This window comes from Actinoplanes sp. NPDC049118 (assembly GCF_040648555.1).
GTDB lineage: Bacteria > Actinomycetota > Actinomycetes > Mycobacteriales > Micromonosporaceae > Actinoplanes.
In genome coordinates, this window is record NZ_JBEZDY010000027.1 from 1 (window position 1) to 13,333 (window position 13,333).

Here is a 13,333-nt window from a genome sequence, read left to right on the forward strand (position 1 = left end):
GATTTGCTTTCCCCCCGCTTGTCCGGCCGTTGTCGACCGGGCATGCATAGAGATTCCGTGGCGCGCGGTGCGGGCCTCGTTCCCGAACAGGTGCCACCCGGTTGCGACCCACCCGAACCGCGAAACCTGAGGATTTCGAGGCCCGGAAACCCCGCCGAACGGGTGGTTCCGGACTGCGAGGGGGCGGGTTCAAGGACCGGATCCGCGGGTAGGGACAGACGGTGAAGCTAGGCCTGCGGCTCACCACGGCCGCCACCCTCGCGTTCCTGGCGCTGGTGCCGTTCGCGCTGCTCGCGGCGCTCGTCGCCGGCGGCTGGACGCCGCTGCACCACCTCGACATGACCGTCACCGGCGCCCTGCACGACTGGGCGCTGAGCCACCCCGGCTGGACCCGCGCGACCGTGTGGTGGACGACGATCCTCTCCCCCAACCCGCTGCGGCTGGCGGCGCTGATCCTGGTGATCTGGCTGGTCAGGCGTCGCGCACGGCCGCTCGCCATCTGGGTGGCGACCACGATGGTGGTCGGCGGGGTGCTCGGCGCCCTACTCAAACTGCTGGTCGGCCGGATCCGGCCCGAGCTGCTCGACCCGGTGGCCAGCGCGCCCGGCCTCGCGTTCCCGTCCGGGCACGCCCTGAACGCGACCCTGGCCGCGGCGGTGTTCGTGCTGGTGCTGCTGCCGGTCGCCCGCGGCGGCAGGCGCTGGCTGCTCTGGGGCGCGGCGATCGCCGTGGCCGTGCTGACCGGCCTCAGCCGCATCGTGCTCGGCGTGCACTGGACCAGCGACGTCGTGGCCGGCTGGCTGCTCGGCGTCGCGGTGGTCGCGGCGACCGCGGCGGCCTTCACCCGGCTGGGGCCCGCCACGGTGATCGAGGAGGGCCTGGATCCGCGGCTCGCCCACTCGGCCGACGGCGCCGCCCCCGGCGAGCCGCCGCGCCGGTGACACCGGCGCGGCGGCCTGCGATCAATTGCGGCTGCCGAGCATGCCGTGCGGGTCGAGGACGTACTTGCGCGCCGCGCCCTGGTCGAAGTCGCGGTAGCCCTGGGGAGCCTGGTCGAGCGGGATCGGCGTCGCGTTGACGTTCTTCGCGATCTGGACCCGGTCGTGCAGGATCGCCATCATGAGCGCCCGGTTGTACTTCATCACCGGGCACTGACCCGTGACGAACGAATGCGACTTGGCCCAGCCCAGGCCGAGCCGGATGGACAGCGAGCCCACCTTCGCCGCCTCGTCGACGCCGCCGGGGTCGCCGGTGACGTAGAGGCCGGGCACCCCGATGGCGCCGCCGGCCCTGGTGAGGTCCATCAGCGAGTTCAGGACGGTCGCCGGCATCTCGGTGTCGGCGTCCGCGCCGTGCCCGCGCGCCTCGAATCCCACCGCGTCGACGGCCGCGTCGACCAGGGGCTGGCCGATCGCCGGCGCCGACCGGCCGAGGATCTGCTGCACCTGCTCCGCCGGGTCGCCCTGTGCCACGTTGACGGTCTCGCAGCCGAAGCTGCGCGCCTGCTCCAGCCGCTGCTCGTTGAGGTCGCCGACGATGACGACGGCGGCGCCGAGCAGGAAGGCCGAGGTCGCCGCGGCCAGCCCGACCGGGCCCGCACCGGCGATGTACACGGTGGATCCGGTCGTGACGCCGGCGCCGACGCAGCCGTGGTAGCCGGTGGGGAAGATGTCGGTCAGCATGGCCAGGTCCAGGATCTTCTCCATGGCCTGCTCGCGGTCGGGGAATTTCAGCAGGTTCCAGTCCGCGTACGGGACCAGGACGTACTCCGCCTGGCCGCCGACCCAGCCGCCCATGTCGACGTAGCCGTACGCCGAGCCGGGCCGGTCCGGGTTCACGTTGAGGCAGACGCCGGTCCTGCCCTCCCGGCAGTTTCGGCACCGTCCGCAGGAGATGTTGAACGGTACCGAGCAGATGTCGCCCACCCTGAGGAACTCCACGTCGGGGCCGGTGTCGACGACCTCCCCGGTGATCTCGTGCCCGAGCACGAGTCCCTCCGGCGCCGTCGTGCGCCCGCGGACCATGTGCTGGTCGCTGCCGCAGATGTTGGTGGCGACGGTCTTGAGAATCACGCCGTGCGGCGTCTTGCGGCCGACATTGGCCTTGTTGACGCCGGGACCGTCCTTCATTTCGTAGGTCGGATATTCACTGTCTCGGACTTCCACGTCGCCCGGGCCCCGATAGACAACCGCTTTGTTGCCTGGCATCTCGTTGCGCTCCATTCCTGATCGAACTCGACTGTGGCCGGGTCTCTCGGTCAGGTGCGTCACCTCCTCTCGGCCGCATGGACTCTGCGGACGGGGGCAGGCGAGCGATCAGGTCGCGGGGCAACGGTTGCCGGACACCGCCGGGGAACGGACACGGGTCAGCGACGGGATTGCGACGGGATTGCTACGCCCGCCTTCCCTTCGCCATGTTTCCCGGGACGCAGGGGAAAGAAAACCATCGATACTGACAAGACTCGCCGATAGTCGCATTACTGGCATACGGGGCGCGGTGCTACCGGGCCCGGGCCAGGCGGGCGACGGTGCGCTGCTTGAGCGCGAAGCCCTCCTTCGCCACGTCGCGCAGGCGCGCAACCAACGGCGAACGCGACCGGCGCGCCCACGGCACCGGCACCTCCGTGGTGCCGTACTTGGCCTTGTAGGAGTTTCCGCCGACGAAGTCGAACTCGGTGACACCCCGTTCCTTGGCCCAGCGCAGTGCGTACCAGATCAGTGCCTCGTTGGGGCGCAGATGCTGGTGCTCCCGGTAACTCGCGCCGCCCCAGAAATACATCGTGCGGTGATACCAGGGCAGGACCGCGGTGGCGATGCACCGGCCCTCGGCGTCACGGGCACGGAGGAGCAGAATACTGCCTGCCGGGGCGAGATTCCGGATCAGCGAACGCACCCGCTCGATCGAATAGGTCGGCACTAGACCCTGTTTGGCGAATACGTCGCGCAATTGATCGTAGAATTCATCGGCGAATGCCGGATCGTCGCCCGGCGCCTCCTCGATGACCACTCCGGACTTTGCGGCCTTACGGATATTGCGGCGGCAGGCGCTGGCCATCGCGCCGAAGAGGTCGTCCTCGGCCGGGCTCAGATCGATCACCGCGGTCGGCGCCGCGGCCCAGCGCAGACCCAGCCCTTCGAGGTCGGCCTCGGCGAGCCCGCGATCGCGGATCTCCAGGTGCGCGGCGCCGAGATCACCGAACGCGAACGGCAGCAGGGCCTCCAGCGCGGCGCGGCGCGGAATCGCCGGATCCAGGTTGAAGCCCACGTAGGACGTGGTCCAGCCGGCCATCGGGCTGCCCAGGATCCGCAGGCCGTACCGCCTGGAGAGCAGGCCGGTGAAGTGCCCGACGGTGCTCGTGCCGTCCGTGATCGTGGCTAGGACCGGCTCGGCGCGCTGCGACTGAGCCACGAACCGCAGCCACGGCTCGGTGTGGAAGATCAGGCGATCCGGGTAGGTGTCGCGGTCGGACCAGAGCGCGGGCGTCGGCTCGACCCGTTGTAGTCGAAGCATGTAATCCCCCCTTGTGGCGGATGATGCCCCGCCGGAAGTTCATTCCGCAACAACCGTTCAGACCCTTCTCGAATTGACGTGAGCTTTCCTCATGTTCCCTATGACAATTGCTACTGACGCCACCCACCATCCATTTGCAAGAGTGAGTCGACAGGGAAAGCCGACGAGCGGGGAGGGGTGCCGAGGGTGGAGTCGCAGACCCGGATCAAGCGCCGCCTAAACGAGTTGGGGCTGCGCAGCCGGCTCCGCGCGCGACCACGGGCCCAGGGCCGGGTGCTGGCGCCGGCCGGGATGTTCCGCCGCCTGCCGACCACCGCCGGGCTCTACTTCCCGTTCTACCACGACGTGCCGGCGCGCTACGCCGACGACCTGCGCCGGCACCTGCGGACCTTCCAGCGGCTCGGACCGCTGGTCTCCTGGGACGAGGCGCTGGACGTCCTCGCCGGCCGGCGCGAGCTCGCCGGGCCGATGTTCTGCCTCTCCTTCGACGACTGCCACGCCACCTGGCGCGACGTGGCCGCGCCGGTCCTGCGCGAGCTCGGCGTGCCGGCCACCTTCTTCCTGACCACCGGGCTGGTCGGCCAGGCCGGCAACCTCACCTGGCAGGACTGCCGCGACCTGCTCGCGCAGGGATACCGGTTCGGCTCGCACACCGTCACGCACCAGCGCCTGGCCGATCAGGACGACGCCTCCTCGCTCCGGGAGATCCGCGACTCGAAGCACCGGATCGAGGACGAACTCGGCGTGGCGGTGCTCGACTTCGCGGCACCGTACGGCAGCGCCGTCGACTTCGGCGACCGCGAGCTGCACGCCGTACAGGAGGCCGGTTATCGAAGCTTCGCCACCACGCTGCGGGCCCCGATGCACCCGGGCGACTCACCGATGTACATCCAGCGCCAAGGCCTGCACCCGGCCTGGCCGATCTGGGCCGTCAGGACGCGTGTCCATGACTGACGCGCGCATCTACCTGTCCCCGCCGGACGTCAGCGGCGTCGAGCGCAAGCTGCTGCTCGAGGCGTTCGACTCGAACTGGGTGGCGCCCGTCGGTCCGGACCTCGACGCGTTCGAGGCCCAGGTGGCCGACCTGCTCGGCGTACGGCACGCGGTGGCGCTCAGCAGCGGCACCGCGGCGCTGCACCTGGCGCTGGTGGCCGCCGGCGTGCGCCGCGGCGACACCGTGCTGGTCCCCTCGTTCACCTTCGCCGCGACCGCGAACGCGGTGATGTACCTCGGCGCCCGGCCGATCTTCCTCGACAGCACGCCGGAGAGCTGGAACGTCGACCCCGGCCTGGTCGCCGAGGAACTACGCGACCGGGCCGCCCGCGGCCAGCTACCCCGGGCGGTCGTCACCGTCGACATGTACGGCCAGTGCGCCGACTACGAACCCCTGCTGGACGCCTGCGACCGCTACGGCGTCACGCTGATCGAGGACGCCGCGGAGGCGCTCGGCGCGTCGTACCGGGGCCGCCCCGCGGGGTCGTTCGGCCTGGCCGGGGTGCTCTCCTTCAACGGCAACAAGATCGTCACCACCGGCGGCGGCGGCATGCTGGTCACCGACGACGGCCGGGTCGCGACGCAGACCCGGCACCTCGCCACCCAGGCGCGCGAGCCGGTGCCGCACTACGAACACCGCTCGGTCGGCTACAACTACCGGCTGAGCAACCTGCTCGCCGCGGTCGGCCGCGGCCAGGTGCAGCGGCTCGACGACCTGGTCGCCGCCCGCGGGGAGACGGCGCGCTACTACCGCGCCGCGCTGGGCGACCTGCCCGGGCTGACGTTCATGCCGGTCGCGGAGTACGGCACGCCGAACTGGTGGCTCACCTGCCTGCTGGTCGACGCCGACGAGTTCGGCGCCGACCGCGACCGCATCCTCGATCACCTCGCCACGCTCAACATCGAGGCGCGCCCCACCTGGAAGCCGATGCACCTGCAGCCGGTGTTCCAGGACTGCGTGATGCGCGGCGGCGAGGTCAGCGCCGACCTGTTCCGCCGCGGCCTGTGCCTGCCGAGCGGATCCGCACTCACCGACGACGACCGGCAACGCGTCGTGGACGCCGTCCACGCGGTGATCCGGTGACGGCCGAGCAGGAGGGTGACGGCGGGATGCGCATCGTCTACATACACCAGTACTACTGCAACCCTCGGATGACCGGCGGCATCAGGTCCTACGAGCAGGCGCGACGGCTCGTCGCCCGCGGGCACACCGTGCACGTCATCACGACCGACATCACCCCCGGCAAGCGCGCGCTGGGCTGGCGGCAGACCGACGACGACGGGGTGACCGTGCACTGGTTCTCCGTGCCGTACTCCAACAACATGTCCTACGCCCGGCGGCTGCGCGCCTTCGCCGAGTTCATGGCCCTGGCGGCGGCGAAGGCCACCGCGCTGAAGGCCGACCTGGTCTTCGCCACCAGCACCCCGCTCACCGTCGCCGTGCCCGGCGTCATCGCGGCGAAGCTGCGCCGCGTGCCGTTCGTCTTCGAGGTCCGCGACCTCTGGCCCGAGGTGCCCATCGAGATGGGCGCGCTGCGCAACCCGGTGCTGCGCGGGCTCGCCGGCGCACTGGCGAACCTCGCATACCGCAACGCCGCGGAGGTCATCGCCCTCTCCCCCGGGATGGCCGCCGGCGTCACCGCCCGCCGGCCGGGCACCAGCACCACCGTGATCCCCAACGCCGCCGACCTGGCGCTGTTCGAGGTGCGGCCCGAGGCGGTACGGCGCTTCCGGGACGAGCACCGCTGGCTCGGCGACCGGCCCCTGATCGTTTACACCGGCGCCCTCGGCGCCGTCAACGGCGTCGACTACCTGGTCCGGGCCGCCGTACGGATGCGCGACCTCGACCCGGACGTGCAGTTCCTGATCGTGGGCCACGGCAAGGAGTGGGAGGACACCCGGCAGCTCGCCGCCGGGCACGGCCTGCTCGACCGCACCGTGCACATGTGGGAGAAGGTACCCAAGGCCGACCTGCCGGTGATCCTCGGCGCGGCCACCATGTCGACCAGCTTCGTGCGGCCCATCCGCGCACTCTGGGAGAACTCGGCGAACAAGTTCTTCGACGCGCTCGCCGCCTCCCGGCCCATCGCCATCAACTACGGCGGCTGGCAGAGCGACCTGCTGCGCGAGTCCGGCGCGGGGCTGGTCCTCGACCCCTACGACACCGACGCGGCGGCGGAACTGTTCGCCGGCCACGTCCGTGACGAGTTGTGGCTGAAACAGGCGCGCGAGGCCGCGCACCGACTCGCGGTGGAGCAGTTCTCCCGCGACCTGCTCTTCGAACGCTTCGAGGCCGTGCTCAACCGGGCGGCGGCCACCGGGCGACGGGGTCGGGCCGCGGCCCGCGCGGCCCTGTCCGAGCAGTCGTGACGATCGGGAGAGGGCAGACGTGGAACTGCGCGAGTACGTACGGGCCTGCCGGCGCCGTTGGGTTTGGATCGTCGTGCCGGTGCTGCTCGCCACGGGCGTCGCCGCGGGCCTGACGCTCACCGGGAAACCGGCGTACCGGTCGTCCATGATCCTGTTCGTCACCACCGGCGCCGGCGACCCGGACGCCAAGGCGAGCCGGCTCAACTCCTACATCGCGCTGCTCACCGGGCCCCGGGTCGCCGAGAGCGTCGTCAAGGAACTGGGTCCGGACCTGAGCGCCACGCAGGTGCAGAAGAGCCTCTCCGCGCAGGTGCAGGAGGGCACCGACCTCCTGGTCGTCTCCGCGACCGACTCGTCGGCCGAACGCAGCGAGTCGATCGTCACCACCGCGACCGCCATACTGATCGGCCTGGCCCGGCAGCTGGATCCGCCGAACTCCGCCGGCGACGGCCCGCGGCCGTCGGTCTCGATCGCGCAGAACCCGGTCACCGTCCGCCAGCCCGGCAACCTGGTCCGCAACATCGGCTTCTCGGCGGTGCTCGGACTGCTGATCGGCGCCGCCGCGGTCGCGGTACGCGAGGCCACCCGCAAGACCGTCAACGACGAGGACGACCTGCGCCGCCTCGGGCTGGGCACGGTCGGCGTCATCTCGATAGGCGGCCGGTCCCGCCGCGACGGCTCACCCGACGAGGCGCTCGCCGAGGCCTTCCGGCGGCTGCGGAGCCTCCTGCCGGACATCTCCGGCTTCAAGCGCCCCGGCGCCCGCGGCACGTCCCTGCTGCTCACCGGCCCACACGAGAAGGAGGGCACCACCGCCGTCGCCTGCGGGCTCGCGATCGCCATGGCCGAGACCGGCGCCCGGGTGGTGCTCGTCGACGCCAACCTCCGCGCACCCGGCCTGGGCCGGTACCTGTCGCTGGACACCAGCCGCGGGCTCGCCGACGTGCTGACCGGCCGGGCCCGGGTACCCGACGTGCTGCAGGACTCGCTGGACGGCCGGCTGACCGTGCTGCCCTCGGGCGACCCGGCACCGGACCCCGGCGAGATCCTGGCCTCGCCGACCCTGGGCGCCACCCTGCGCCACCTCACCGAGCGCTTCGACATCGTGCTGGTGGACGCGCCGCCGCTGCACGGGGTCGCGGACGCCGCCGTGCTGGGCAAGGTGACCGACAGCGCCCTGCTCGTGGTGCGCGCCAACCGCACCCGCACGGCCGACGTCGAGCGCTCGACGGACCTGCTGCAGCGGGTCGGTGCCCGGCTCGCCGGCGCCGTGCTCAACGCGCTGCCGCGCAAGCTGCCGACCGGCGGGACCTGGCACCGCGAGGATCCGCTGCCGCAGCCGCACGACCCGGAGCTGATGTCCCGCCTCCTCGGCGACGACAACGCCCCGGACGAGGGCGTCGCCACCGACGAGACGGTCATCTTCCCCGCGTACAGCGGCCCGGTCCGCGGCCGCGCCCGGGTGGTCAAGGCCACCATCGGCGCCGCCGAGGAGGAGCCGAAGAAGGCCGAGCCCGTACCCGAACCGGCCCTCGAAGCCGCGCCCGCGCCGGAACCCGCACCTGAGTCCACTCCCGAGCCCGTACCCGAGGACGCCGGTGCCGCCGGTGCCGCACGGGGACAGGCCCGGGTCATCGTCAACGACGTGCCGGCCGCCGGCGACCGGGCGGAGCAGCCGAAGCTGCCCACCCAGCGCGGCACCGACGACAAGCAGCAGCCCGGTGAGTGAGCTGCAGGCCGTACGCACCGCGGCCGCCCCCCGCCGCCGCGACCCGGCCGGCTGGGCCCTGGGGCAGCTGCGCGAGCCGTACCTGCAGTTGCTCGCGTCGCAGGTGCTGACCGGCGGCGTCGCGCTGGCCGCCAACATCCTGATGGTCCGCGCCCTGAGCCCCTCCGGCCGCGGCCAGGTCGCCCTGATGCTGCAGGTCGTCTACCTCACCACCCAGATGCTGCTGCTCGGCACGGAGCGCAGCTTCGTCGCGAGCTACCACGACACCGCACCGGCGGTCGCCGTCCGGGCGTACGGGCGGCTGCTGCTGGTCCCCTGCGTGCTCGGCGTGGCCGCGGCCATCGTGTACACCTCGGTGGCGCCGGCGCGGCTCAACCCGGGGCCGGCCGTCGTCGCCCTGCTCGCCGCGTACGGACTCGTCGAGACGGCGATCCTGGCGACGCGCGCGGTCGCCATCGCCGCCGGCCGGATGGCCGAGTTCCTCTATGCCCGCGTCTTCGAGTCACTGCTGCTGCTCGCGCTGCTGGTCACGCTCTTCGTCGCGGACGTCTCGCACCCCACCGTCTGGATCCTCGCCTACCTGTTCGCCGGCGCCGTGCCCACCGTCGCCTTCCTGGCCATCTGGCTGCGACAGCCGGCCGGGGCCGCGACCGCGGTGCCGCCCCGCCAGAACCGCCTGGTACGCCAGGAGGGGCTCGCCCTCTTCCCCGCCGCGCTGTCGAACATGGCGATGCTGCGGGCGGACCGGCTGGCGCTGCCGGCGCTCGCCTCGACCTCCGCCCTCGGCCTGTACGCCAGCGTGGCCACGATGACGGAGCTGCTGGCCTGGCCGCTGCGCGCGTACGCGGACTCACGCCTCGGAAAGTGGCGGGCGACCCATCGCGGCGGCGGGCTGAACACCCGGCCCATCGTGGTCACCGCCGCCGTCTACTGCCTGATCGTGACCCCGTTGGTGGCCGGCGGCCTGTACCTGCTCATCGTGCCGATCTTCGGCCACCAGTACGCGCCGGCCAAGGTCGTCGTGCTGCCCCTGGTCGCCGCGGCCGGCCTCTACGCGGTCTCCCGGATCAGCCTGGGCCTGCTCATCGCCAAGGGGCACAGCGCGCTGGTCTCCGCCGCGGAGATCACCGGCTTCGCGGTGAGCTTCACGGCATACCTGCTGCTGATCCCGCGGTACGGCATCCTCGGCGCGGCGTACGGCTCGCTGCTGGGCTACGGCGCCTGCCTGGCCTTCGCCCTGGTGACGAGCCGGGTGGTCCGGGACCGGACGACGGCGCCGTGAACACCACGGGCTGGCTGCGCACCCCCCGGGTCTTCCTGGCACCCGGCCTGGTGCTGATCCTGGTGGCCATCGGCGGCCGGTTCACCCTGGACCGCGCCGGGTTCGTCGACCTGGCCTGGGTGGACCTGCGGGTGATCGGCCTGGTCATCGCGCTGGTGGTGCTCGCGGTCGACGCGGCACGCCGGCCACACGCGCTCTCGGCACCCCGCCCGGAGGGGTGGCTGGTGGCGACCATGCTCTTCTTCCTCTTCCAGATCGCCTCCGGGCTGTGGGCACCGCCGGCGTCGCGGGTCGGCCCGCAGACGCTCGACCTGGTGCTACTCGCCGTGCTGACCCTGGCCTACTACTTCTACACGGTCGGCGACCCCACGGCCGTCGCCCGCACCACGTTCCTGCTGTTCTTCGTCGCGGCGGTCGTCTTCGCGCTCGCCGCGCTGTTCATCAACGGCCCCGGCGAGCAGGGCCGCTACTCGGCCTTCGGCGGCGGCCCGAACGTGTTCGTGCGCATCGAGATCCTCGGCGTGATCAGCGCCGTCGCCCTGTACCTGTTCACTCGGCGCATCCTGCCGCTGCTGGTCATCCCGCTGTTCCTGCTGGCGGCCGTGCTCTCCGGCTCCCGCGCCGGCCTGCTGGCCGGCATCGCGGTGGGCGCCGCCGGGCTCTGGCGGATCCGGCGCCGCGTGCACATCGGATTCGTCGTCGCCGCGGGCGCCGTGCTGGTGGCGGCGACGGCCGTGATCTGGGCGTTCGCGCCGCCCGCCTTCACCGACCTGTTCCAGGAACGCTTCGTCGAGCAGACCGTCGAGGAGCAGTACACGTCCGACCGCACCGACATCTGGGCGGCCGCGTGGCGCCTCGCCGTCGAGCATCCGCTCGTCGGCAGCGGCCTGGACGGCTTCTACGGCCTCATCGGCGTCAACCAGGCCGTGGAGTACCCGCACAACTACGTGCTCGCGGTCGCGGCCGAGGGCGGGCTGGCCGGGATCGGGCTGCTCACCGCCGCGATCGTGCTGTGGGCGCGGACGATCCGGGGCGGCGCGCACCCGCAGCTGACCGCCCTCGCCGCGTCCTCGGCCGTCTTCGTGGCCCTGAGCAGCCTTTTCTCCGGCGACTACTACGACTCCCGGCTCGCCTGGATGTTCGCCGCCCTGGCCGCCGGGGCGGCGGTGACCCCACCGGCGCCGGCCGCGCCCGGCCCGCCGGTGCGCGTGCGAGAGCCGGTGGCGCGATGAGGCGGGAGCACGCGAGGATCTGCCGCCGCAGCGTGCTGCTGCTCGGCGTCGCCTCGCTGACCGCGGCCAGCGCCTCGCCGTGCACCGCGGTGACGCCGCTCATGACGCCGCTGCCGGCGGCGCCGGCCGCGGCGCCCGGCACGGTCAAGCTCAGGCCCGTCTCACACTGGACCGCGCTGTTCGAGCAGAGCTGGAACTACCAGTACCGGACCGGCCTGCCGATGAGCCGGTCGACGGACAGCTGGGACCACTACGACCTGTCGTACTCCCTCGACGCCTGCATCGCGATGTTCCGGGCCACGGCCGACCGCCGCTACCTCGACCGCGCCCTGGAATTCGTCGAGAACGTCGCCGGATCCGCCGCGGTCTCCTCCTCGCTCGCCGACAGCCAGTTCAAGGACGACTACCTCGGCTGGGCGTCGTCGGCCTCCGGGCAGGACGGCGATGAGGTCCCGCTCTACGAGAGCTACTTCTGGCGGTACGCGACCACGCTGCTGGTCACCATGCGGGACTCGCCGACGGTCTACGCCGACCCCGGATACCGCGCGCGCCACGACCGGCTGCTGCACTTCGCCGAGGTGAACATCTTCGACAAGTGGCACTCGCGCGGCCCCGCCGAGAACATCTACCGCGAGCGGACCCACATGGCCGCGCACTGGGCGCTGATCGCGCTGAACCTGTCACGCATCACCGCGGACCCGGCCCGCCGGGCGCGGTACGACCAGGTCGTCGACAACGTCGATCAGCACGTGCCCGGCACCAGCTCGGGCCTGCGGTCCCAGCTACGGCGGAACCCGGCCGAACCCACCGCCTACTTCTGGAGCGACGTCTGGGGATCGGCCCGGCGGCCCGGGCAGGACGTGAGCCACGGCAACGGCGTCATGGCGTACGTCGTGGAGGCCCGCGACCGCGGCCGGTTCTGGACCGCCGCCGACATGGCGGCGTTCTCGGCGCTGCTGACCAAGGTGATCTGGCCTCGAGCGACGACCTACCGCGAGTTCGTGGACGGCACCGGCGCCGACAACGGCTGGTTCTCCGACGGATTCGTGAAACTGGGTCGTTTCGACCCGGCCGTGCAGCGGCGGCTCGAGGACCACCGGGTGGTCAACGACCAGTTCGCCGCGAACATGGCGTTCAACGCCTGGGTACTGGGGTCGTAGTCAGGCTGGAGGAAAGGCAACGGAATGACCGCATCGCCGCGCGCTGCACTGCTGGAACCGGCCGCACGGGAGTGGAAGGAAGCCCTGCAGAGAGCAGAGCACGACATGTACCACGAGAGCGAGTACGTCGTGCTCGACGCACGGCTATACGGCGGCAGACCGGTCGCCTTCTGGTACAGCGAGGAAGGGCGACAGCTGCTGATGCCGCTGATCGTGCGCGACATCCCCGGCTCGGAACTGCGCGACGCGCTGTCGCCGTACGGGTATCCCGGCCCGGTCAGCGACGCACCCGGCGACACCGGGTTCTGGGAGCGGGCCTGCGCCGCGATGATCGGGACCCTGCGGGACGAGGGGATCGTGTCGGTCTTCGTCCGGATGCACCCGCTGCTGCGCGCGCCGCTGCCGACGCTGGGCCGCTTCGGCGCGCTGGTCCGCCACGGCGAGACGGTGTCGATGGACCTGACGGTCAGCCTCGACGAGATGTGGCGGCAGACCCGCAGCGACCACCGCAACCACATCAACCGGGCCCGCCGCGACGGCACCCGGATCGTGTTCGACGACTGGGACCGCCTCGGCGAGTGGGTCGAGGTCTACCACGACAACATGCGCCGGGTCGGCGCGACCTCGTACTACTTCTTCACCCGCGAGCACCTCGCGGCGATGCACGACGCGGTCGGCGACCGCATGCACCTCGCCGTCGCCCTCGAGGGCGACGAGGTGGTCGGCGGCAACACGTTCTTCGAGCACGACGGCATCGCCACCGGCTACGTGTCCTCCACCCGGCGCGCTCCCCGCCGCTACGCCGACGAGCTGCTCTACGACGAGGTGCGGCGCTGGTGCAAAAGCCGCGGCGACACCGTCTTCCACCTCGGCGGCGGCAAGGGCGGCAGCAACGACTCGCTGTTCTCGTACAAGGCGGGCTTCTCGCCGAGCCGGCACGAGTTCCACACCTGGCGCGTGGTGACCGATCAGCCCGCGTACCGGGAGCTGGTCCGGCAGCGGGCGCCCGAGGCCGATCCGGCCGACCTGTCCGCCACCTTCCCGTCCTACCGTTAGG

At 71.9% G+C, this 13,333-nt stretch carries 11 protein-coding genes; 9 read left to right on the forward strand and 2 right to left on the reverse strand.

What is annotated here, in order from left to right; translation table 11 throughout:
* Nucleotides 1-221: 221 nt before the first annotated feature.
* Nucleotides 222-941: a phosphatase PAP2 family protein gene (locus AB0B58_RS33075; protein ID WP_360231808.1), complete on the forward strand. Its 720-nt coding sequence runs from the start codon at nt 222-224 to the stop codon at nt 939-941.
* Between the two features lie 21 nt (nt 942-962).
* Here AB0B58_RS33075 and fdhA read toward each other — a convergent pair whose 3' ends face one another.
* On the reverse strand, nt 963-2,222 hold the full coding sequence (gene fdhA, locus AB0B58_RS33080; RefSeq protein WP_360231811.1) for a formaldehyde dehydrogenase, glutathione-independent: 1,260 nt from the start codon (nt 2,220-2,222) through the stop codon (nt 963-965).
* A 277-nt stretch (nt 2,223-2,499) separates the two neighbouring features.
* Complete coding sequence (locus tag AB0B58_RS33085) at nt 2,500-3,510, reverse strand: GNAT family N-acetyltransferase (RefSeq protein ID WP_360231813.1); 1,011 nt, start codon at nt 3,508-3,510, stop codon at nt 2,500-2,502.
* Between the two features lie 186 nt (nt 3,511-3,696).
* On the opposite strand from AB0B58_RS33085, the gene AB0B58_RS33090 reads away from it, so the two are divergent.
* Genes AB0B58_RS33090 through AB0B58_RS33125 form a run of 8 tightly spaced genes read left to right on the forward strand, consistent with a single transcriptional unit; the run spans nt 3,697 to nt 13,332 of the window.
* Complete coding sequence (locus AB0B58_RS33090) at nt 3,697-4,464, forward strand: polysaccharide deacetylase family protein (RefSeq protein ID WP_360231816.1); 768 nt, start codon at nt 3,697-3,699, stop codon at nt 4,462-4,464.
* Nucleotides 4,457-5,587: an aminotransferase class I/II-fold pyridoxal phosphate-dependent enzyme gene (locus AB0B58_RS33095; RefSeq protein ID WP_360231819.1), complete on the forward strand. Its 1,131-nt coding sequence runs from the start codon at nt 4,457-4,459 to the stop codon at nt 5,585-5,587. Before AB0B58_RS33090 ends, AB0B58_RS33095 begins: the two co-directional genes overlap by 8 nt.
* Nucleotides 5,584-6,873: a glycosyltransferase family 4 protein gene (locus AB0B58_RS33100; RefSeq protein WP_360231822.1), complete on the forward strand. Its 1,290-nt coding sequence runs from the start codon at nt 5,584-5,586 to the stop codon at nt 6,871-6,873. Before AB0B58_RS33095 ends, AB0B58_RS33100 begins: the two co-directional genes overlap by 4 nt.
* A 19-nt stretch (nt 6,874-6,892) precedes the next feature.
* A complete protein-coding gene (locus tag AB0B58_RS33105; protein WP_360231825.1) occupies nt 6,893-8,602 on the forward strand; it encodes a polysaccharide biosynthesis tyrosine autokinase in 1,710 nt (569 codons plus the stop codon).
* Complete coding sequence (locus tag AB0B58_RS33110; protein ID WP_360231828.1) at nt 8,595-9,884, forward strand: NAD(P)H-quinone oxidoreductase; 1,290 nt, start codon at nt 8,595-8,597, stop codon at nt 9,882-9,884. Before AB0B58_RS33105 ends, AB0B58_RS33110 begins: the two co-directional genes overlap by 8 nt.
* Nucleotides 9,881-11,116, forward strand: a complete 1,236-nt coding sequence (locus AB0B58_RS33115) for an O-antigen ligase family protein (RefSeq protein ID WP_360231831.1) — start codon at nt 9,881-9,883, stop codon at nt 11,114-11,116. Before AB0B58_RS33110 ends, AB0B58_RS33115 begins: the two co-directional genes overlap by 4 nt.
* Nucleotides 11,113-12,276, forward strand: coding sequence for a hypothetical protein (locus AB0B58_RS33120; protein WP_360231834.1), 1,164 nt, complete (start codon nt 11,113-11,115; stop codon nt 12,274-12,276). Before AB0B58_RS33115 ends, AB0B58_RS33120 begins: the two co-directional genes overlap by 4 nt.
* Before the next feature lie 24 nt (nt 12,277-12,300).
* On the forward strand, nt 12,301-13,332 hold the full coding sequence (locus tag AB0B58_RS33125) for a GNAT family N-acetyltransferase (protein ID WP_360231837.1): 1,032 nt from the start codon (nt 12,301-12,303) through the stop codon (nt 13,330-13,332).
* The last annotated feature ends 1 nt before the right edge of the window (nt 13,333 follow it).